Raw genomic sequence first — 20,752 nt, 5'->3', positions numbered from 1 at the left:
GCTCCTAGTTCCGATCCGCGCGTAACAGCGCAACCAGCAGATAAATGAACAGCGCCACAGCCAACAGCAGTGACACCCCGTCCAGAACGCTCATGGAAGTTTCTCCGTCGTGCGGCGACTGCCGCGTGTAGGAGGATTGTCCGCAGGAGTGGCGTAAAGGAACGAGAGCGACGGTATGGGTGGGGCGTAAAGACGGCGTAAAGAGTGGGTTTATGCGGGGTTTACGGGGGGTATGCACTTCAAATGTGGGAGCCGGGCTTGCCCGCGATAGCGTCAGACCAGACACCAACGCCCTTATCTGGTGCAGCGCTTGAAATGATTCAAACGCCAAACCGTTCCCTCGGCGACAGTTCGGCGCCTTTACGACACGGCTTTGGTTAATGGCATGTCCGCTGCAATGCCCTGAAACATTCCAAACCGTTCAGGGAGAGCTACACGATGAACACACAACTCAAACCCACCTTGGGCACTCTGCATTTGTGGGGCATCGCAGTCGGGCTGGTGATTTCCGGAGAGTATTTCGGCTGGAGCTATGGCTGGGGCGTGGCGGGAACATTGGGCTTCCTGGTGACCTCGTTGATGGTCGCCGCCATGTACACCTGCTTTATATTCAGTTTCACCGAGCTGACCACCGCGATTCCTCATGCTGGCGGCCCTTTTGCCTACAGCCGCCGGGCGTTCGGCGAGAAAGGTGGCTTGATTGCCGGGCTGGCGACGCTGATCGAGTTCGTCTTCGCCCCACCCGCGATCGCCCTGGCCATCGGCGCATACCTGAACGTGCAGTTTCCGGCCCTCGATCCGAAACATGCGGCCGTCGGCGCCTACATTGTGTTCATGGGCCTGAACATCCTCGGGGTGAAGCTCGCCGCCACCTTTGAATTGGTGGTCTGCGTGCTTGCCGTGGCCGAGTTGCTGGTGTTCATGGGCGTGGTCGCTCCCGCCTTCAGCTTCAGCAACTTCGCCCTCAACGGCTGGGCCGGCTCCGACACCTTCGGCGCACCGGCGATCGCCGGAATGTTTGCGGCCATACCCTTTGCCATCTGGTTCTTCCTCGCCATCGAAGGCGCCGCCATGGCGGCCGAAGAGGCGAAAGATCCCAAGCGCACTATTCCAAAGGCCTACATCAGCGGCATCCTCACCCTGGTGATTCTGGCCATGGGCGTGATGTTCTTTGCCGGTGGCGTGGGTGACTGGCGCACCCTGTCGAACATCAACGACCCGCTGCCCCAGGCGATGAAAACCGTGGTCGGCGACAGCTCGGGCTGGCTGCACATGCTGGTGTGGATCGGCCTGTTCGGCCTGGTGGCCAGCTTCCACGGGATCATCCTGGGTTACTCCCGCCAATTCTTCGCCCTGGCGCGCGCGGGCTACCTGCCCTCCTTCCTCGCCAAACTGTCGCGCTTCCAGACGCCGCACCGGGCAATCATCGCCGGCGGCATCGTCGGCATCGCCGCCATCTACAGCGACGGGCTGATCAACCTGGGCGGCATGACCCTGACCGCCGCGATGATCACCATGGCGGTGTTCGGTGCCATCGTCATGTACATCATGAGCATGCTCAGCCTGTTCAAACTGCGCAAGACCGAGCCACTGCTGGAGCGGACCTTCCGCGCCCCGGGCTATCCAATCGTGCCGGGGATTGCGCTGGTACTGGCCGTGGTCTGCCTGGTGGCCATGGCGTGGTTCAACGCGCTGATCGGGCTGATCTTCCTGGGCTTCATGGTGGTGGGTTTTGTGTACTTCCAACTGACCGCGCAAGACCGCGCCGATGCACCGGCGGACGCTATGTTGACCGGGCTGTAAGGCTACCGGGGCAGAACGGGCCTACAATGAACTACTAAGAAAGCCCGTTACTCAAAGCAGTCATTACCGTGGGAAATTTCCCCACGGTTTGCTGCCTCAAGGAGAGCCCTATGCCGTGGTATGCCTGGTTGATTTTAGTGGTCGCGATCGGTTCGATCGTCGGTGGTTTGTTGATGCTGCGAGACAGCGCCAACAAGGTTGAATTGACTGATGAACAACGTAAGCGCGTGGCAGAACGCAATGCCCAGGCGGACGCCAAGGATGCGCAGGATCGTTGAGGCTGAAGCGGCTCCCCGTTGAGCCGCACAATTTTGTAAACACCCGCGTATGCCCCGCCAAGCTTGGTTAATATGGCCTGATGTTTCGGAGGCCTTCCCATGCGCTATTCACAAGACCACAAAGCCCAAACCCACCGGCGCATCATCAAGGAGGCCTCGGTACGCTTTCGCCGTGACGGCATTGGCGCTACCGGCCTGCAGCCGCTGATGAAGTCGCTGAACCTGACGCATGGCGGGTTTTACGCGCACTTCAGGTCAAAGGACGAGTTGGTGGAAAAGGCGTTGCAAGAGGCCGCAGCTCAACTGGATGAACATTGCAAAAAGCTGTTCAGCCAACAGCGACCGTTGGACGCGTTCATTGATAGCTACCTGTCGCAATGGCATCAGACATCACCTCATGAGGGGTGCCCGCTGCCCACGATGTCTTCCGAGCTGGGGTTGCGCGGGCAGAACAGCAGGACGACGGATGAGGTGCTTAACGCCCGGCTCAAGCAGGTCGAAGCGGCCCTTGATAGCCCGAATGCCCGCGAACAGGGCCTTGTGCTGATGTCGACGCTGGTGGGAGCGTTGGTGTTGGCAAGAAGTGTGGAGAGCGCCGAATTGGCCACGCGGATTCTTGATGTGGTGCGGGGGAGCTTGAAAGCGGGGTTCTGCGGCCAGAAGAAAGCCGGTCAATGACCGGCCTCCTCGCCTGCTTTTCAGATGTTCAATTGACCTCAATCCTGTCGCGGTTCTTCTCCAGCAATGCCTTGCCGATACCTTTTACTTCCAGCAACTCATCTATCGCAGTGAAGGGCCCGTTGGTTTCGCGGTAAGCGACGATGGCCTTGGCTTTGGCTGCGCCAATGCCGAAGAGGTCCCGGCGCAGGGTTTCGGCGTCTGCGGAGTTGAGGCTGACCTTGGTGGTGTGGTCGACCTTGGTCATTTGTGTGGAAATGGAGGTTGGCGTTTCGGGTTTGGTGGAAGGTGCGGCAGTAGTGGCTAGGGAGAGGCTGGCAAGAAAGGCAAAGACAAAGGATGAGAAATAAGCTTTACGCATAGGTGACACTCCATGACATCGATAAGGGAAAAGCAGCTTTTCCGAAGCTGCTTTTCAAACTTAGGCGATGTTTGGGGAGAGTCAAAAATGGGTGAGTTACAGGGTGTGAGCTCAGGGCTCAAGACGACGCTGCTGGTAGATCCAGTCGACGATTTCACCGTCCGGGGAATAGCCGCTGACCGTTTCGCGCAGCAACTGACGCACACGCGTGTAGTCATCCTGTTCCACGGCGCTGAGCAGCTCCGTTAATCGGCCCTTCAACACCTCCCAGGGCAAGTAGTCTTCATTGGCACTCATAATCATCGGGTGCGGCGTCGTGACTACGTTGTCGCCGATCAACAGTTCCTCATAAAGTTTTTCGCCGGGACGCAGCCCCGTAAACTCAATGGAGATGTCACCTTGAAGATTTTTATCAGAGCGAATACTCAAGCCGGAAAGGTGCACCATCTTCTCGGCCAGCTCGACGATTTTCACCGGCTCGCCCATATCCAGAACAAATACGTCACCGCCCAGCCCCATGGAGCCCGCCTGGATAACCAATTGAGCGGCTTCAGGGATGCTCATGAAATACCGGGTAATCTTGGGGTGCGTAACCGTCAGCGGGCCACCGGATTTGATTTGCTTGTGGAACAACGGGATCACTGATCCTGATGAGCCCAGCACATTGCCGAACCGCACCATGGTAAAGCGGGTCTTGTTCACACGGGAAACATTCGAAGTCTCACCGAATAGCACCGGAGCAATTTCACTGCTGAGCGCCTGCAGTGTCATTTCTGCGAGACGCTTGGTGCTTCCCATTACATTGGTGGGACGCACCGCCTTATCAGTAGAAATAAGCACGAAGTTCGCCACATTGGCGCGTAAAGAGGCTTGCGCGGCGCTCAGCGTGCCCATCACATTATTCAGCACGCCTTCAGCAATATTATGCTCGACCATCGGTACATGCTTGTAAGCCGCCGCATGGTAGACCGTGTTCACGCGCCAGGTTTTCATGACGTCAAAGAGCTTTTCCTGATTGCGCACAGAACCCAGGATTGGCAATAACTTAACTGAAAGCGACTCACGCACGATTCGCTGCTCAAGCTCTTGCAGGATGCTGTAGAGATTGAACTCGCTATGCTCATACAACAGCAGTGTCGTGGGTTGCAGCGTGAGAATCTGCCGGCAAAGCTCAGACCCGATTGAACCGCCCGCCCCGGTTATAAGAACCGACTGCTCCTTGATGCAATGTTCAAGCAGCTCGTCCTGAGGAGGGACAGAGTCACGGCCCAACAAGTCAGCAATATCAACTTCCTGGATATCATCGACTTTCACTCGCCCGCTGGCCAAATCCATAAAACCGGGCACGCTTTGCACATGGAGTGCGAACCCCTCCAGGAAGGTCAATATCTCCCGGCGGCGCCCACGATTGGCAGACGGAATGGCGAGAAGAATCTGCTGGGCACCGGTGACGTCAACCATCTGCTGGATATGCTTTGGCTTATAGACATGCAAGCCTGAAATCACACGATCGGCAATGCTGCTGTCATCATCAATAAAGGCGACAGGACGCAACAGCCTCCCCATGCGCAATGCAGCAACCAATTGATTACCGGCTGCCCCCGCACCATAGATGGCCACCTTCGGCAGTCCATCATCTCGATTGGTAAAAGGAACATGTTGCGCAGCCGCGAACCAGTCTCCCAGGAAATACTGGCGCATCGCGAGGCGTAGCCCCCCGATCATGACCATGCTCAACCACCAGTAATTGAAGATGACCGAGCGTGGAACAAACAACTGATGGTTGCCGCTCCAGTAAACAACCAGCGCGAGAATCAACGATGACAGGCTGACGGCCTTGATAATTGCGATCAGCGCATCGTTTCCAAAATAGCGCATGACTGCACGGTACATACCAAACCGTACAAACAGCGGAATAGCGATGACCGTGGCGCTAAGGAATAGCCATAGGTACTCAGTGAAAGGATTGATCAGCTCATCAATCCCCAAACGAACGACAAAGGCCATCCAAAGGGCAAACCAGACAAGAAAAACGTCGGTCACTACCTGGAAGGCACGTTTCTGCCGCCGCGTTAAACCCAGTAATAAGGTTCTCAACTTATCCATAACACCTTGAAACACCTCTGTTACTCCTAAAGTACATCCGCCACCACCATGGATGATTCCAAGGGACCTCATACCATGATGATGGAAAATTCCATTTGACTGGCCCGCAGCTCAAATCCTTCTGCGTTGCAAACAAAGACGGGCATTCCTGACTGTCTAACTGATTACTCTTCGGTAGCCAACTGCATAACGGTCTTGAGCACCGAGCATGTCTTGTCGATCTCATGCTGCGCCAACGTCGGGTGCACGAGAAACATTACACTTGTTTCGCCGAGCTCCCGTGCTACCGGCAACCGGCTCGCCGGACGCCAGCCAGTATTGTCAAACGCCTTCTCCAGATAGACCTCGGAGCAGGAACCGGAAAATACCGGAACATCTCGTGCCGAAATCTCCGCCAGAATACGATCACGATCCCATCCGGCCTTGAGAGCCTGAGGCTCGACAAACACGTAGCACTTGTACGCCGCGTGAACACTGCCCTCAGGCATGATTGGCACACGCAAGCCTTTGAGTTGGCTGGCGCACTCCCATATCTGCCCGGCATTCGCCAGCCGGCTGGCCTGCCAGTCGGTCATGCGCTTGAGCTGAATCCGACCGATGACGGCCTGAACCTCGAGCATTCTCCAGTTCGTACCGAAGCTTTCATGCAACCAGCGAAAACCAGGAGGATGGTTACGTTCGTAGACAGCTTCCCAGCTTTTGCCATGATCCTTGAACGACCACATGTCCGACCACAACTTACGATCGTTGGTTGTGACCATTCCGCCCTCGCCACCTGTGGTCATGATCTTGTCCTGACAAAAGGACCAGGCAGAGATATGGCCAATTGACCCCACCGGGCGCCCCTTGTAACGGGCGCCATGGGCCTGGGCACAATCTTCGATCACTTTAAGGTCGAATTCCTCGGCCAGGGCCATGATCGGATCCATATCGCAAGGCCAGCCAGCCAAATGCACACAGATTACGGCCCGGGTGCGAGGCGTCAGTACAGCGCGGATAGTCTGCGCGCTGAAGTTTTGCGAATCGCGATCCACATCGGCGAAAACCGGAACAGCCCCGGCATTCACAATGCTCGAGACGGAAGCAAGAAACGTGCGTGAGGTGACAATCACTTCATCGCCAGCACCGATACCCAACGCCTTCAAGGCAAGGTCCAGGGCAACCGTTCCGTTGGCCAGGCCGATGGCGTATTCGGTGCCCGCCCATGCAGCGAACTCCTTCTCAAACTCACGCCCCTGTGTACCGGTCCAGTAGTTGACCTTATTGGACAGAATCACATCACGTACGGCGTCAGCTTCCTCTTCAGTAAAAGAAGGCCAAGGAGAAAATGGTGAATTCAACACAACCAGTACCCGTCAGTTTTCATTCGAAAATATGAAAGACTCGTCACTACGAGCCCCGTTGCAATTCGCTCAATCCGCTGTTCGCGCGGCGACGACTTTTCAAGAGCCGTCCAATAACCTGGCCGGCACTCCGGCGACCGTAACCTTGTCTGGCACGTCTCTGACAACTACGGCACCCGCACCAACCATGACCTGTGAACCGATGCTCACGAGTTGTCGTATGCAGGCACCTATGCCAATCCAGCTCAGATCCTGTACGCAGACGCCCCCTGCAAGCCGGGCGCCGGGGCTGATGTGCACACACGACCCCAATAGACAATCGTGGTCGACACTGCTGCCCGTATTGAGAATAGCGCCCCTGCCAACTTTGGCATCGGCGTTTACCACCGCGCCAGCAAACACCACCGATCCCTCACCAAGCGTGGCATACCGGCTGACGGTTGAATCCGGATGGCGCAGCGTTACCAGCGTAGCGCCTGCCGCCTTCAGCTGGTCCAGTTTTGCCTGGCGAACCCGATTATTGCCGATCGCCACCAACACACCGTCATATTCATGCACAGCCGCCAACAGTCTCTCGGTGTTGCCTACGACGCTCCAGGCACCATTTCGAAGCAAACCGGGCCAGGCGTCATCAAAGAATTCAATCGTGTCCCAACCGCAGCATTCGGCCGTATCCGCGACGACTTTGCCATGGCCGCTTGCACCCAGCACCGCAAGGCGGCTCATGGCTTGGAGCCCGTGAACTTCGATGCTGTAGCTTCGCCTTCGGCACTGATACCGTCACGCACCAGAACTTTCTTGATCGTCAGGAAAATCACCTTCATATCCAGCCAAAAAGACTGATTATCGACATACCAGGTGTCCAGCTTGAACTTTTCTTCCCAGCCTATTGCGTTGCGCCCGTTGACCTGTGCCCAGCCGCTGACGCCAGGGCGAACCTCATGGCGACGATATTGTTCGGCGCTGTAGAGAGGCAGGTATTCCATCAGCAACGGTCGCGGGCCCACCAGGCTCATATCGCCCTTGACCACATTCCACAACTCGGGCAATTCATCCAGGCTGCTGGATCGCAGAAAACTGCCAAAGGCTGTCATGCGCTGGGAGTCTGGCAAAGGCTCACCGTTTGCGTCATGAGCATCACGCATCGTACGGAACTTGATCATTTCGAACGGTTTGCCATTCCGACCTGGTCGAACCTGACGAAACAGAACGGGAGATCCCAATTTCTTGCGAATGTTCCAGGCAATTACTGCTATGACCGGAGAAAGCAGAATTAGTCCAAGCAACGACGCAAATAAATCAAAACCACGCTTGATCATCTGGCAACACCCTCCAGCCAATCCACAAACCGGTCAGCCAATTTACGTCGGTCAAACTCTCTGACCGCCAATTCTCTGCCTCGTGCGCCCTTCGCCCGCAGCTCGTCACGATCATCTGCTGCCTGTATCAACGCATCTGCGAAAAGCGCAGCATCATCTGGAGGTACGACAAAACCGCAGTTCTCGGTGGAAATCATCTCGGCGAGCCAGCCCGGGTAGTTATTTAAAACAGGCAACCCTGACGCGATATAGTCGAAAAATTTGTTAGGCGACGTTCCGTAGTAAAAGGCCGGTACGTTTGCCAATATCTGCAGCCCCAGGTCCGCGCTGGCCATCAAACCGGACAACCGGGCCTTGTTCACCGGGTCATGAAATATCACATTGTCCAGCTGTTCTTCCGCTGCACGCTTCTGAAGCGCGGGCTTGAGCTTGCCCTGCCCGATCAAAACCAGCCGGATATCATCGCGCTTACGCAGTTTAAGCTCTCGAGCCGCATCGAGCACCGCGTCCAGCTTGTTGGCCACTCCATGAGTACCCGCGAAAACCGCTACCAGATGGCTTTTATCCACTCCAGCCGGCAACCATGGCTCAGCAGGCGTGTTGAAAATATCAAGGTCACAACCGTTTGGGATCGTTTCGATTCGATCACGCGCCACACCGCGGTGCGCAATTCCATCCACAATACCTGGAGACAATCCAATGACCCGGTGAGCCGAGCGATAACTTGCCCACTCAAGAAAAGACATGGCGGCAAGGATTACCGGATTACGAATGACGCCCATCGCTTTCGGCAGCTCGGGCCAGAGATCCCGGACCTCAAATACAAACGGCTTATTGCGAAACCACCGGGCGAATATCCCGGGGATACCGGCTGTCAATGGCGTCGTGGTCGCAAAGACCAGGTCGTAACGCTCGGTTAGCGCAATACCGATACTGCGCACTGCAAACTTTAAAAAGCTGAGCGCTCGAACGAACAGGCCATCGCTGTTGGAGTACGCCAGGTCAAATTCGATGATCTCGATACCGTCGACGGTACCTTTGCGTTTTCCACCAACGAAAGGGCTTTCCAGCCCCGTTTGGCCACCACCGTAGCTGCCGCAGACCATCGTCACCTGATGCCCCCTGGCAACCAGGCGGCGGGCCATCTCATAGGACCGGATACCGGTCGCTCCTTTCGGAGTAGAAAAATGCTGATGAAAATAAAGGACTTTCATGTCTACCAGTGATACTCCGTAGTCAAAACGCCCGCCGAAGTCACCTCAACCTCAAGCACCGGCACTTCAGTTTTTTGTAAGTAGTAACGAGACTCCCAACCCTGGACGAGCGCTCGTCGCACGATAGGCATGCTGCCTGCAACCGACAATCGATGGGAGCCGTTGGTCAGGACGTCGCCCTCAAGCCGCCAGTCCCCCGGCTGCAAACGCCAGCGTAGAACTGCACGATCCTTGAATCCGCTAAATTCATCCCTGACCAGCATGCCGGTGTCGCTCAGGCTCACATGCCGCTTATGACGGACGCCGTTACCGTCGATATACGTGGCGCCGCAGGCGCTTGTTCCAGCCTGCTCAACCAGGCTTTCGACCTGGCGCGTACGCAACCACTCCCCGAACAGAAACCGGCTGAGCCTCGGCATCTGGTCTCGCCCATCAAATTGAAGGGTGTTGTGGCTGGCGGTACCCGGAAAATAACTCAGCCACTGGGCAGAGGTGTTGTAGCTGAAGGTACCGGCATCCCGGAGCAGGTTAATGCCTGCACGCCATAGATCCACATGCAGGGCATCGGCCTGGCTGGGGCGAAACCGGAAGCGCGGGTAGCGCAATACAGCGAAGGTTTGTTCACGCCGTAACAATGCATAACCACCCTGATCAAACAGCTGGCTACCTGGACGCTCCGCTACCGCCGATGGGCCGGGCAGCAGCAGCCATTGCAGTGGCAAATCCCATTCACCTGCCGCCTCATAGGCTCTCTTTCCGGCAAACAACGCCATGGACAACTGGACCGAAGGCCTGAAGTCGCGATAGTCCGTATCCGTCAGTGGCAGCAGCCGGGCACCATCATTTGCGCCAATGTTCGGAGCATCTCCAGTGTGCTCGTCGACCAACGAAAATAACCAATGCGCCGCTGTGCGAGCCCTGAGTTGGAACGTGGCGGAGAACGCCGGGAGCCCCAGCTTGTTTCTCCAGATTTCAACCATGGAAAATGTGTCGAGCATCACCCGATGATAATTGACGGAGTACTGGCTGAAACTGCCATCTTGCTCGATCAGCCGAGCGGCCCGGTTTTCAAGCCATTTGCGCCCCAATCGCTGCCAGCGTTCGCCCTCGGGGCAACCGCTTGAGGTCAACCAACTGCCGCCGACAAAAAGTGCAGCCGCCTCGGAAGTCCCGTGGTTATTGTCCTGAGCCATCGCATAGCTCAGCGTCGGCTCGATACGCTTGAGGTGCAGTCGGACCAGATCCACAAGCCCCGGCAACGGGTTGGCAAACTGTTCGACAATGACCGAACTCATCGCCAGGTGCAGGACACGAATGGACGCCTCCTGACCGCACTTCCAGTTCGGACCGCAATAGGGAGGATTGTTGACACACCAATCCGTCAACCAACCGTTTAACTGCGCCGTCCCTGAAGACCCGCCAACACAGGACTTCTGGGCAAAGACCAACGTCCAGTCAAATCGCGAAGCTTCCCAGATATTCTTGATATCACCGACAGCGGCATCAAAATCAGGAATCCGCCACCATTCCCGGCCGGGATCAGGCACTCGAACTCCATTCAGCGGATTCAAATGCCAGTCAGGGGGTGCGTCCGATACCGGGCACTCCCAGAACCCGAAATACCGGACCTGGGAATCCCATTGGGACGCACATGGCAACGAGCCGGCCTGCCTCGCACTTTCCGCAAAAAACGGGCCTTGAGGAATTTCAGCCCGAAGGCGTCGGACCGGGTTCAAGCCAGTCTTGACCCCGAGCCGATACGTCAATGCACGCGCCAGATTGCCAAAACCGAGAGCTATCGCAGTTTTGGCTTTAACAAGAAGAAGGCTCATTGCTCGCGCAGAATCCGGGCAACTTCAATGCTCACGCGCGCCACTTCGAAAATCTCATCGGAAGTGATCGGCGTGACCGCCCCGTTTTGCACCGCTGCCAGGAAAGCTGCAGCGCACTCGCTTTGCCCCTTGTTCTGTTTCCAGAGATTCAGCTTGCTGAAGCCCGGCCAGCCGAACCCCTTCAACTTGCGGAAGTTATCCAGTTGCAGGACGCGTCCGGCAGCGAAAACTTCAACTCGCTCTTTTGGAAAGCTTGAAGCGCCATTGGCCAGATAGAGGATGGTGCCGAAAGAGCCATCCTCAAACCCCAGGGTGATCGCCGCTTTATCTTCCGTAATGGCAACAGCAGGCGTATCGCCCATTCTGCGAGCCTGGATCGAAACAATTTTGCTGCCCGCGAGAAAACGCATCAGGTCGATGAAATGACACGCTTCGCCAATAATGCGCCCACCGCCGACTGACGGGTCCTGGGTCCAGTGATTTGCGGGAATCGCTCCGGCATTCATCGTCATGATGAAAGACTTGGGCTCTTTTACAGCCGAGAGCAACGCCTTCATCTTTTGCACCTGCGGCGAAAAGCGTCGATTGAACCCCACCATCAAATGTGGCTTGAGCCCTTGTTCGACAGCCTTTCGATAGGCCTCTTCAACCGTTGCCAGATCCTGGGCTTCAATTGCCAATGGCTTTTCGACGAACACATGTTTACCCGCCTCCAGCGCTTGCGCGACAAAACGGGCATGGCTGTCGTGCCGGGTGACAATTGCAACAGTGTTGATCGTGCTCTCGCCAAGCATCGCACTGATATCAGTCGAGGCTTGTGCAAATCCGGCCTTGCTGCCGTGTATTACACCGTTGATGCCACCGGCAGTCACAATCGTATGGAACTGAGCCCCTGCGGCCTTGAATGCCGGTATCAGCATTCTTGATGCATAGTTTCCTGCACCGATGAAGCCCACCACGGGTTTGACCGGGTCGAAACTGGCTACCGCACCAGGTGCCAGCACCACTTCCTTGATGTTTCGCTCGGTCTCTTCCGAGGTGTACTGAAGAATGATGCCCAGCGCCGAATTATCCGTCGTAAGCGTCTGATAGGCATCCGCGGCGTCTTCGAATGCAACCCGATGGGAGATCAACGAGTTGACCTCCAATTGGCCGCTGGCGAGCATGTCCAGGACGGCTTCGAAGTTGCGCTGCTCAGTCCAGCGAACGAAACCAATCGGGAAGTCGTTGCCTTGATCTTCGTAACTCGGATCGTAGCGCCCGGGCCCGTAAGAACATGAAACCTGGAATGTCAGTTCCTTCTCATAGAAGTCGGCTCGACTCAACTCAAGCCCGGTTACCCCTACCAGAACAATGCGCCCACGCTTACGGCACATGTGTGCCGCCTGGGTGACCGGGTCGGACGACTTGGTCGACGCCGTAATGATGACGCCATCCACCCCTCTTCCGCGGCTGAATGTCATTCCCGCCGAAACAACATCTTCGCCCTTGCCGGGGTTGCAGGTTTCGGCGCCATAACTGCGAGCCAATGCCAGCTTTTGCTCATCGAAGTCAACGGCAAGTACCCGGCAGCCTTGAGCCCGCAGGAGCTGGACCGTCATCAGTCCGATCAGGCCTACGCCGGTGACTACAAAGGTTTCCCCCAATGTCGGCTGAGCCAGACGAATGCCCTGCAAGCCGATGCTGGCAAGCACGGTAAACGAAGCGGCTTCGTCGCTGACCGAGTCCGGAATCAAGGCACACAGATTCTTGGGAACAACAACGATATCGGCATGAGGACCATTGGAAACCACACGGTCGCCCGGCTTGAACCCGGACACATCATTGCCCACGGCACCCACAACACCCACATTGCAGTATCCAAGCGGCAACGGCTGCGCAAGCTTCGAGCGAACGGCTTCCACCGTTGTCGCCAAGCCATCGGTCTGGACCTTTTGCAGAACCATGCGGACCTTGTCAGGTTGCTGGCGAGCTTTTTCCAACCAGTTGGCACGGCCAAACCCTACCAGCATGCGTTCCGTGCCGGCAGAAATCAGCGTATTGGTTGTATGGATCTTTAGCGTGCCACTACGAACGGCGGGAGCGGGTGCATTAACCAATGACGTCTCACCGCTAGCCATGTTCTGAACAACCTGCTTCATGCATTCACACCAATAAAGTTAAAAATTCACTCATCACTGAGAAACTTGTATAGAGCTATGTATCCTACCATCGGATAAGGCCGTGGCGTCGCCGCCCACTCAACCGTCGAGGGCGAAATCGCCGTCCAGATACTGTTTGCACCAGAGTTCCATGCAAACGATGCCGAACAACGTATAAGCAGCGTCTATCCGGCCTGAACGATCTGCTTCGATCAGATGCGCCACCGCCTTGGGATCGAATATCCCCCTTTTCAGCAGGGATGCAGGAGAAAGCACCTCATCGACCAAAGGCTTCAGGCGTCCTTGCAACCAGTTGCGAAGCGGTACGCCGAAGCCCGTCTTGGGCCGGTAGATGACGTCGTGAGGCAGATAGGGTTCCATGGCCTTCTTGAAAATCCATTTCCCTTCCCGGCCTTTTTGCTTGATATCCGATGGCAGTGAGCCAGCCAGGCGGACCAGGTCAAGATCCAGCAGCGGCACACGCACTTCAACGCCCGTCGCCATACCCATCTTGTCGGTGTAGTTGAGATTGTGATCGGTGAGAAAATGCTTGCACTCCAGGGTGAGCATTTTATCAAGGGGCGTGGCATCCGAAGGCAGCCGCGAAAGTGTTTCTCGCATCGGCGCAAACAGATCATCGGCCGCCAGCTGGCGTCGCAAGTCTGGCGCCAACAGGCCATACGCCTGTTCAGGTTCAAGCCAGAGGAAATAACTGATCAAGCGATCATCAGCAGGCAAGTCCGCATAGCGAAAAGCCTTCCCGAGACGACGAGACAGCGGAGAGGATGCAGGAAGCAGGTTTGAACTGCTGGCCAAAACCGAACGCAGCGGTCGAGGCATTCCGCCCCACCAACGCTCTTGCGCCAACGCGAAATGACGACGATAGCCCGTGAAAATATCATCTCCCCCGGCACCCGACAGCAGAACCTTGATGCCGTTCTGGCTTGCCAGTTCCGAGATGAACAACGCATTCAGCGCCGCCGGATCCGGCGTAGGTTCATCGAGCAGATAAACCATTTCAGGCAGACGATCCATCATCTCATCGCCGACGCCTACGACATGCAGGTCGACATCCAGATGCTTGGCAACGCGCTGTGCGTACGGAAGGTCATCGGCGAACCCCTCGTTCGCAGTGGAGCCGTTGTCTACACGGATACTGAAGCACTGCAACCGCCCCTTATCGCGCATTTCCTGCGCTGCGAACGCGACGATGGCACTGGAGTCCAAGCCGCCTGACAAGAATGAACCCAAGGGTACGTCGGACACCAACTGACGCTGGACGGCAGTCCTGACGGCATCGGCGACATCAACAGCGACATCAGCAACCGTTTTTGTCAGGGGTTTCTCGGAAATCGGCAGTTCGTAGTAAAACCAGCTCTTCTCGATATGCCCATTACGGACGCATAACGCTTGGCCAGGTAAAACCTTTTTGATATCCCGCACGATCGTCCGATCACCCGGCGACCAGAGAAAACCAAGATGCGCGAGTACGGCTTGCGGGTCGATTTCAGTTTTACTGAAGCCGCCTCGGATCAAGCCCTTCATTTCACTTGAAAATGCAAAACAACCATCACTGGAATGGATATAGAGGGGTTTGACGCCCATCTGATCTCGAGCCACCCAAAGCGTTTCAGTGTCGCGTTCCCAGAATACGACCGCGAAAATCCCGTTCAAGCGGTTTAAACACTCAATCCCATAACGACAGAACAGTGCGAGCAATACTTCGGAGTCGGACTGGCTGGAAAAATGATCACCCGCCGCTTCGAGATGAGCCCTTAACTCCCGAAAGTTATAGATTTCACCGTTAAACACCATGACCACTCGCCCATCGGCAGAGACCATGGGTTGGTGACCGGCGGAAGTGGTATCGAGAATGGAAAGGCGCACCTGGCCCAACCATACACCAACGTCGGTATCGGCCCAGACGCCTTGATCATCAGGCCCACGACGTCGAATAAACGAAAGCGCTGAAGAGAAGTCAATAGATTCCCGCGTTCCGTTGTGAATGTAGCCCAAAATTCCGCACATATCAGTTTCTCTAGATTGGGTTATTGACTGGCTCTTCGCGCTTTGAGCTCAAGAATAAAAAAGGAAGCCATATAGACGCTATGAGAAGAGCGACCGACGCCAATTCCCCTCGAAAAAGGTGAAGCAGGGAGGCGATCGCCAATGCATAAAGACCTAACGCTCGGTCGCTTTGAGGGTTATAGACAACTGCGCCATAAAGCCGCCCACCTATAACGCCAAGAAGAAAACCGCCGAATAGTACGCCCAGCGTGCCAAAGTTCATATAAAGCTCACCAAAAATACCTGGCGGCAATGTCGTACCTTCCATGAGCCATTTATCTGGCCAAAAGGCACCTGTAAACACCCCGGCTGCGGTAAGTGGCTTATTCGGGAAAAGACCCGAAGGTATTAAAATCAATACAACCATCAGCAGCGTCGTGCCATTCTGCCATTCCAGCCTCTCGGGCATAGCATCTATGAGCACAGTCATGGTCTGCAACTGCATTAGATTACCCGTAAACTGAGTCGCCAAAAAATGAATGAACGACAGGAAAACACCTTGATCTTCGTTAATGAAAAAGAATCTACCTGTCGCGAGAAACTCCTGCTTAAACAGGTGATAGGTCATCAGCGAAACAAACATCACCACCCCAAGCACCGCTCCTTTTACAAGACTGACACGCTTAACGCGGTAATGCCGAACTATAATCAGCGACAATACGATAATAAAAATTGTCGATTTCTGACCCTGGAGAGCGCAAATAAACAAACCGCCCAAAAAATATAACCAGAAGCAAAACCGCTCGGAAAGTGACTTCTTCCCGGCACGGGTCAACCGTATATACCAGGCCAGCGAGACAGAGAGCAGCAAGTTCTCCAAGAGGAACAAGCCGTTCAAACCTGCAAACGCCCTTATCCTGTCACTGGCACCTTGAAGCAACCCCGAGACCCCGCCTAGGATTACAAGAATAGTTGTAAACGCCAACAGCGCCACTAACGAAAAACCTAAGGCCCGTTGCGAAAAAATCCTTGGACTTACTATGTAGCGTATCCCGACGGGAAAATTAAAATGCGTTTTCCGTCCTAACCAACAACCCATCAAAACAAAAATCAAAGCCCCGGCATACAGCAAAATGGCATAGTCAATAGAACTCTGCTTATCGAAAAAGGCAAACTCCCAAAACTGACTAAACCCATCAAACCCCATGATAAAGGGATATAATGGGACAATAACGCCTGCAAACCAGATCACCAAAAAGAAAAAGCCAACGCCAAAACAATCAAACGCTTTTTTTTCAAGCGGGACTCGCAAGTGCTCAGGCCCTAAATATTTTTCTTCCAAGGTATCAACCTCTTGGGTCATAAATCAGCGAGGCGGACTCTCACCGCAATCAGAAGCAGCACGGCGGACAAAACAGCACCAACCACATACCCCAAAACGCCAGCCCAAGCATCCAAAACAGGGATACCGACGTATAGAATTAAAAGAACAAGCAAGCCCTCTACAATATTGGTTTTAAGGCTTAAACTAAAAACACGCAATGCGACCAGTATTGTACCGCAAGCAAGAGCCATAGCCTTCAAGGGCAAAGTCAACGCCAACACAATGATATACATGGCCGTCTGCTTATAAACACCGCCCACACACACCAACCATATACAAGAGCAAAGGATCAACAGCAAAGCAACCGTGGATGAGATCTTTAACATGCTTTTTGAGAATGCATGATACCTTTCGCGCAACTCGCTTTTATCATGGATGACCTCGACCAACTCAGGAAGGGCCCTTTGTGCAATGATTGCCAATGGCAGCAAGCCAAGAATAAGGCTCAATATAGCAATACCAAAAAAACCGATCTCGTCGGTTTTCACATGATAAACAGTCAACATCAGGACAGGCAGACTATCCACTAACAGACGAACAAACAGGCTGGCATTGACAATGACACCGGACTTGGCCGTTGTCATTAATTCGCGCCCGTTCACCTGGCGAAAATCAAGCGCCAGAAAGATATGCGCTCGCAGTTTCCACCAAACGGCAGCGAGACAAAAGAACTCACCAAGATAACGAGCGGCCATCCAGCCCTGGATACCATACAACTTCGTCAATACAACATGCAGAATAACGCCCGCCCCGGTAACCAGCATCAGAACGAAGTAGATCTCGCGTATCGCCTTCGCCCCCTGAGCAAAGCCAGTCGTTACACGAAGCAAATTAGTCAACAGCACCAAGCCACAGGTTGTAAAAACATAAGAACTAATCGCAGAGGTCAGCACAAACTCATGGGCGACGTATATACCAGCAATCACGACACCTGAAGCGATCCCGACCAACAAAAACACTTGCCGAAGCACTTCACTTTGACGAGAAGTACCATGACTCGCCGCCGTATCGCGAATCGCGATGCTTTGCATGCCCAAACTTCCTGCCAGTACGACAAGAGCAATAATTGTTTCCAGCGAGCGCACCACACCGACGACCGACGGATCAACCCAAGGCGTGATCAAAAACTGACTTATTATTACCCCACCTTGAATACAGGCAGTAATAACAATCAGCTGTAACAGCTTCGAACTTTCAAACATGCTGATCAGACGATTCAACACACGCTACCACCATGAATCTTTATAAACACTATCAACGAAGCTCTCCTTTATTTCACCAGCGACAAGGAATCCAGGACATTTTTAAGCGCCACACGACGAGCTGCGATGGAATAATTGGAAGAAATCCACTGATGCCTGGCTTTGGCATCTTCAGCGCAAGTCGGCGTGGCGACAACCGTCTCCATGGCTGCAGCAATTTCTTCCTGGCTATCTGGTTGAACCCAGTAAGCGAAGTTACCCGCGACCTCAGGCACCGCGCCCCGAGGCGACGTGATCACTCGCGCGCCACACGCCAGCGCTTCGCCGATCGCATGCCCGAAACCTTCATAGAGCGTTGGTTGAACATAGGCCAGGCAATTGCGGTAGTGGTGCAGCTTTTCTTCATCGGAAATCATCCCGACAAACTCCACCTTGTCTGCCACACCCAGGCGCTGCGCCAGGTCTTTTAGTTCCTGCAGGTAGTCACCATGTTTGCCAGCAACAACCAGGCGAAGATGACTTGCGTTAGCCGAAACCTTTGCAAACGCCTCAATCGTCGGAATCAGCCCTTTACGAATGGCGTTCGTACGACTGGTCCAGGTCACCGTAAAAAAGTAATTCGATCCAACCGCCGGTAGCTCGCCAGGAGAATAGTAATCTGTATCAATCGCCAGCGTTGCGTACACGGGGTTTCTCACCGGCAGGTTGGTTGTGACTTCCTCACACTCCGATCTTGAGATGAACAGGTTTCGATCGGCTAATAACAGCGAGGTACGCAGCACTGCCTTCTGCCATAGCGGACGGTCCAGATAACACAGACCCGGGATCTCTTTCCGGCAGGTGGAGTAGTCAAAGGCCCCAGTTACAATTACCGGCCGACGACGGAGTTTTCCGGCGAGCAACGGAAGCGGCGAATGCCCCCACCACCAACAAAAATAGAGATCCGCTTTCCAATCTAATGTGCCCGGCGTCCCGGATAGAACGACTTCGTGTCCGAGCTCCTTGAGAATTCGAATATCAACCCGATAAAACTCAACTTTATCAAACATCTCGCGCCAATTAGCGTGAGCGGACATATTAGCAAAAAAACATATACGCACAGTGCACCAACCCGTTACTTGCCAACCGTATTAAACACGTGCCTTCTGCTGATACATTGACAGCAATGTATCGTGCAAACTAGGCACATTAATTTCACCTACCACATCAAAGAGCTTGGCCGGACTACCATAAAGCTCTTTAACTTCATCTTCCCTGACAAAGGCAGGATCAACTGTTATCGTTGGCCGATAACCTGCAATCTGTTCCATTTCATCAATCACGCTCAGTAAGGAAATGCTGCGCCCCGAGCAGATATTTATAAACTCACCACGTTGATTGGACGTCAACAGCCTTGAATAGGCCTCCACCACAAAACCGACATCAGACAAGTCGCGGGATACATCCAAATTGCCCAATCTGAGCTCCTTTTCTCCACGGGCAAATGCGCCCACGATCTTGGAGAAAACGAATGACTCCGACTGGCCGGGTCCAGTGTAATTGAATGGCCGTACCACCAATATAGGCATACGAGAAAACCACTTGCGGACAAGGGCCTCCATCGTCAGCTTGCTCAGTGCGTAATGATTAACGGGCTGCGGTTCACTGCTTTCTGAAATGGGCGATGAAATAGCGTTCCCGTAAATGTTTGCACTGCTCGCAATGATGATTTTTTCAACGACCACCTCAGCCTCCTTAATCGCATTAAGAAGGCTTTCTGTACCCAATACATTGACTCGGTAATATGACAAGGCATCGCTGCTGGTGACATGCGCCAGCGCGGCCAAGTGAATAACATGGGTGGGCTGAACCTGCTTTATCCAACCACTGAGTCGCGCCGTGTCATTCAGGTCCGCATCCAAGTGGTCAAACTCACAGGCCAGGCGCTCCCCACCAAGGCCGGCAACCCGCCAGCCGGCCTTGGTGAGGCTTTGCGCCAAATGCTTTCCAGTAAAACCCGAGAGCCCTGTAATCAGTACTGTCCGATCTTTACTTTGAAGTGCCATTGCGAACCCTTCTCAAGTCAGCTTCAACCATCAGCTGGCACAGTTGCTCCAGCGTCGTTTCTGGTTTCCAGCCTAACCGCTCTTTTGCAAACGAAGCGTCGCCAATCAACAACTCCACTTCCGCGGGTCGATAGAAGCGTGGGTTAACTTTTACCCGGGTGATGCCGGTACGACGGTCAACGCCGAATTCGTTCTCGCCACTTCCAGACCAATCGATATCAACCCCTACGGCCTTGAAGCTCATGGCAACAAAATCACGAACGGTTTCAGTACGGTTAGTAGCAAGCACAAATGTTTCCGGTGTGTCGATCTGCAACATCCGGTGCATGCCATCTACATACTCTTTAGCGAAACCCCAGTCTCGCTTGGCATCCATGTTTCCGAGTTCCAGCACTTGCTGCTCGCCCATTTCGATACTGGCGACAGCATCGGTAATTTTACGAGTAACAAACTCTTTTCCTCGCAGCGGAGACTCATGATTGAACAGAATGCCGCTGGTGGCAAAAATATCATATGATTCGCGATAGTTGATGGTTGTCCAATGCGCAAACAACTTCGCAACACCGTAAGGGCTGCGTGGGTAGAAAGGCGTGCTTTCAGATTGAGGAACAGCCTGTACCAGCCCGAACATTTCAGATGTCGAAGCTTGATAGAAACGAATCTTCGGATTTACTATTCGGATCGCTTCGAGCAAATTAAGCGCACCGACTCCGGTAATCTGCGCGGTTGTAATTGGCTGATCGAAGGAAACGCCTACGAAGCTTTGAGCCGCCAGGTTATAAACCTCGTCCGGGGCGCAATTCTGAATTAAACGAATAGTTCCGGAGAGATCAGTCAAATCAAATTCGACAAGATGAAGATCATCATGCCCAAAAACACCAAGTTCCTCTAATCGCCAGAAACTTACAGAACTTGTGCGGCGATAGGCGCCATAGACCTTATAACCCTTGGACAGCAGCAGTTCGACAAGGTAAGCCCCATCCTGACCTGTAACACCAGTAACCAGCGCATGCTTCTGCATCTGTACAACTCCTAAAAA

At 54.3% G+C, this 20,752-nt stretch carries 18 protein-coding genes; 3 read left to right on the top strand and 15 right to left on the bottom strand.

Annotated elements, in window-relative coordinates; all coding sequences use genetic code 11:
• Positions 1–4 precede the first annotated feature (4 nt).
• Positions 5–94 carry a K(+)-transporting ATPase subunit F gene (kdpF, locus tag HX815_RS19685; protein WP_003218754.1) on the bottom strand — a complete coding sequence of 30 codons (90 nt, stop codon included), beginning with the start codon at positions 92–94 and terminating at the stop codon, positions 5–7.
• 344 nt (positions 95–438) lie between these two features.
• On the opposite strand from kdpF, the gene eat reads away from it, so the two are divergent.
• The 3 genes from eat to HX815_RS19670 all read left to right on the top strand — a co-directional run bounded on the left by eat (position 439) and on the right by HX815_RS19670 (position 2,759).
• Positions 439–1,803, top strand: coding sequence for an ethanolamine permease (eat, locus tag HX815_RS19680; RefSeq protein ID WP_003218757.1), 1,365 nt, complete (start codon positions 439–441; stop codon positions 1,801–1,803).
• Positions 1,804–1,913: 110 nt separating this feature from the next.
• The gene (locus HX815_RS19675; RefSeq protein ID WP_008437727.1) at positions 1,914–2,081 is read left to right on the top strand and encodes a DUF2897 family protein; all 168 of its coding nucleotides are present in this window, start codon (positions 1,914–1,916) and stop codon (positions 2,079–2,081) included.
• Positions 2,082–2,180: 99 nt separating this feature from the next.
• Complete coding sequence (locus tag HX815_RS19670) at positions 2,181–2,759, top strand: TetR/AcrR family transcriptional regulator (protein ID WP_177028748.1); 579 nt, start codon at positions 2,181–2,183, stop codon at positions 2,757–2,759.
• Positions 2,760–2,787: 28 nt separating this feature from the next.
• Here the strand turns inward: HX815_RS19670 and HX815_RS19665 are convergent, their stop codons facing one another.
• The 14 genes from HX815_RS19665 to gmd form a co-directional block, all read right to left on the bottom strand.
• Positions 2,788–3,120, bottom strand: coding sequence for a ComEA family DNA-binding protein (locus HX815_RS19665; RefSeq protein WP_177028747.1), 333 nt, complete (start codon positions 3,118–3,120; stop codon positions 2,788–2,790).
• A gap of 111 nt (positions 3,121–3,231) precedes the next feature.
• Positions 3,232–5,226 carry a nucleoside-diphosphate sugar epimerase/dehydratase gene (locus HX815_RS19660; RefSeq protein ID WP_008437723.1) on the bottom strand — a complete coding sequence of 665 codons (1,995 nt, stop codon included), beginning with the start codon at positions 5,224–5,226 and terminating at the stop codon, positions 3,232–3,234.
• A 164-nt stretch (positions 5,227–5,390) separates the two neighbouring features.
• Positions 5,391–6,569 carry a DegT/DnrJ/EryC1/StrS aminotransferase family protein gene (locus HX815_RS19655; protein WP_177028746.1) on the bottom strand — a complete coding sequence of 393 codons (1,179 nt, stop codon included), beginning with the start codon at positions 6,567–6,569 and terminating at the stop codon, positions 5,391–5,393.
• A gap of 99 nt (positions 6,570–6,668) precedes the next feature.
• Positions 6,669–7,295 carry an acetyltransferase gene (locus tag HX815_RS19650; RefSeq protein WP_177008086.1) on the bottom strand — a complete coding sequence of 209 codons (627 nt, stop codon included), beginning with the start codon at positions 7,293–7,295 and terminating at the stop codon, positions 6,669–6,671.
• Positions 7,292–7,888 carry a sugar transferase gene (locus HX815_RS19645; protein WP_177008087.1) on the bottom strand — a complete coding sequence of 199 codons (597 nt, stop codon included), beginning with the start codon at positions 7,886–7,888 and terminating at the stop codon, positions 7,292–7,294. The genes HX815_RS19650 and HX815_RS19645 overlap by 4 nt, the downstream gene beginning before the upstream one ends.
• Positions 7,885–9,102 carry a glycosyltransferase family 4 protein gene (locus HX815_RS19640; protein ID WP_177028745.1) on the bottom strand — a complete coding sequence of 406 codons (1,218 nt, stop codon included), beginning with the start codon at positions 9,100–9,102 and terminating at the stop codon, positions 7,885–7,887. The genes HX815_RS19645 and HX815_RS19640 overlap by 4 nt, the downstream gene beginning before the upstream one ends.
• 2 nt (positions 9,103–9,104) lie before the next feature.
• The gene (locus HX815_RS19635) at positions 9,105–10,649 is read right to left on the bottom strand and encodes a heparinase II/III-family protein (RefSeq protein ID WP_371136004.1); all 1,545 of its coding nucleotides are present in this window, start codon (positions 10,647–10,649) and stop codon (positions 9,105–9,107) included.
• 281 nt (positions 10,650–10,930) lie between these two features.
• Complete coding sequence (locus tag HX815_RS19630; protein WP_032899671.1) at positions 10,931–13,075, bottom strand: bi-domain-containing oxidoreductase; 2,145 nt, start codon at positions 13,073–13,075, stop codon at positions 10,931–10,933.
• Between the two features lie 99 nt (positions 13,076–13,174).
• Positions 13,175–15,103, bottom strand: a complete 1,929-nt coding sequence (asnB, locus tag HX815_RS19625; RefSeq protein ID WP_177008091.1) for an asparagine synthase (glutamine-hydrolyzing) — start codon at positions 15,101–15,103, stop codon at positions 13,175–13,177.
• Positions 15,104–15,113: 10 nt separating this feature from the next.
• A complete protein-coding gene (locus HX815_RS19620; RefSeq protein WP_177028743.1) occupies positions 15,114–16,445 on the bottom strand; it encodes an O-antigen polymerase in 1,332 nt (443 codons plus the stop codon).
• Entirely contained in the window at positions 16,442–17,689 is a 1,248-nt protein-coding gene (locus tag HX815_RS19615; protein WP_177028742.1) for a hypothetical protein, read from the bottom strand. Before HX815_RS19615 ends, HX815_RS19620 begins: the two co-directional genes overlap by 4 nt.
• A gap of 47 nt (positions 17,690–17,736) precedes the next feature.
• Positions 17,737–18,717 carry a glycosyltransferase gene (locus HX815_RS31705; RefSeq protein WP_250884715.1) on the bottom strand — a complete coding sequence of 327 codons (981 nt, stop codon included), beginning with the start codon at positions 18,715–18,717 and terminating at the stop codon, positions 17,737–17,739.
• A gap of 81 nt (positions 18,718–18,798) precedes the next feature.
• A complete protein-coding gene (locus HX815_RS19605) occupies positions 18,799–19,713 on the bottom strand; it encodes a GDP-mannose 4,6-dehydratase (RefSeq protein ID WP_008437699.1) in 915 nt (304 codons plus the stop codon).
• Entirely contained in the window at positions 19,697–20,734 is a 1,038-nt protein-coding gene (gmd, locus tag HX815_RS19600) for a GDP-mannose 4,6-dehydratase (protein ID WP_008437698.1), read from the bottom strand. The genes HX815_RS19605 and gmd overlap by 17 nt, the downstream gene beginning before the upstream one ends.
• Positions 20,735–20,752: the final 18 nt, after the last annotated feature.

Source organism: Pseudomonas sp. E6002 (genome assembly GCF_013385565.1).
In the GTDB taxonomy this organism is placed as follows: Bacteria; Pseudomonadota; Gammaproteobacteria; order Pseudomonadales; family Pseudomonadaceae; genus Aquipseudomonas.
Note: the sequence above shows the minus strand (reverse complement) of the source record. Positions and strands in the feature narration are given on the sequence as shown.

What these genes read in the sequence shown, in the direction of transcription:
- asnB (WP_177008091.1), bottom strand. Translation starts at nt 15,103, where the DNA reads ATGTGCGGAATTTTGGGCTACATTCACAACGGAACGCGGGAATCTATT.
- kdpF (WP_003218754.1), bottom strand. Translation starts at nt 94, where the DNA reads ATGAGCGTTCTGGACGGGGTGTCACTGCTGTTGGCTGTGGCGCTGTTC.
- HX815_RS19670 (WP_177028748.1), top strand. Translation starts at nt 2,181, where the DNA reads ATGCGCTATTCACAAGACCACAAAGCCCAAACCCACCGGCGCATCATC.
- HX815_RS19605 (WP_008437699.1), bottom strand. Translation starts at nt 19,713, where the DNA reads ATGGCACTTCAAAGTAAAGATCGGACAGTACTGATTACAGGGCTCTCG.
- HX815_RS19650 (WP_177008086.1), bottom strand. Translation starts at nt 7,295, where the DNA reads ATGAGCCGCCTTGCGGTGCTGGGTGCAAGCGGCCATGGCAAAGTCGTC.
- HX815_RS19665 (WP_177028747.1), bottom strand. Translation starts at nt 3,120, where the DNA reads ATGCGTAAAGCTTATTTCTCATCCTTTGTCTTTGCCTTTCTTGCCAGC.
- HX815_RS19620 (WP_177028743.1), bottom strand. Translation starts at nt 16,445, where the DNA reads ATGACCCAAGAGGTTGATACCTTGGAAGAAAAATATTTAGGGCCTGAG.
- HX815_RS19630 (WP_032899671.1), bottom strand. Translation starts at nt 13,075, where the DNA reads ATGAAGCAGGTTGTTCAGAACATGGCTAGCGGTGAGACGTCATTGGTT.
- HX815_RS19660 (WP_008437723.1), bottom strand. Translation starts at nt 5,226, where the DNA reads ATGGATAAGTTGAGAACCTTATTACTGGGTTTAACGCGGCGGCAGAAA.
- eat (WP_003218757.1), top strand. Translation starts at nt 439, where the DNA reads ATGAACACACAACTCAAACCCACCTTGGGCACTCTGCATTTGTGGGGC.
- HX815_RS19645 (WP_177008087.1), bottom strand. Translation starts at nt 7,888, where the DNA reads ATGATCAAGCGTGGTTTTGATTTATTTGCGTCGTTGCTTGGACTAATT.
- gmd (WP_008437698.1), bottom strand. Translation starts at nt 20,734, where the DNA reads ATGCAGAAGCATGCGCTGGTTACTGGTGTTACAGGTCAGGATGGGGCT.
- HX815_RS31705 (WP_250884715.1), bottom strand. Translation starts at nt 18,717, where the DNA reads ATGTTTGATAAAGTTGAGTTTTATCGGGTTGATATTCGAATTCTCAAG.
- HX815_RS19675 (WP_008437727.1), top strand. Translation starts at nt 1,914, where the DNA reads ATGCCGTGGTATGCCTGGTTGATTTTAGTGGTCGCGATCGGTTCGATC.
- HX815_RS19640 (WP_177028745.1), bottom strand. Translation starts at nt 9,102, where the DNA reads ATGAAAGTCCTTTATTTTCATCAGCATTTTTCTACTCCGAAAGGAGCG.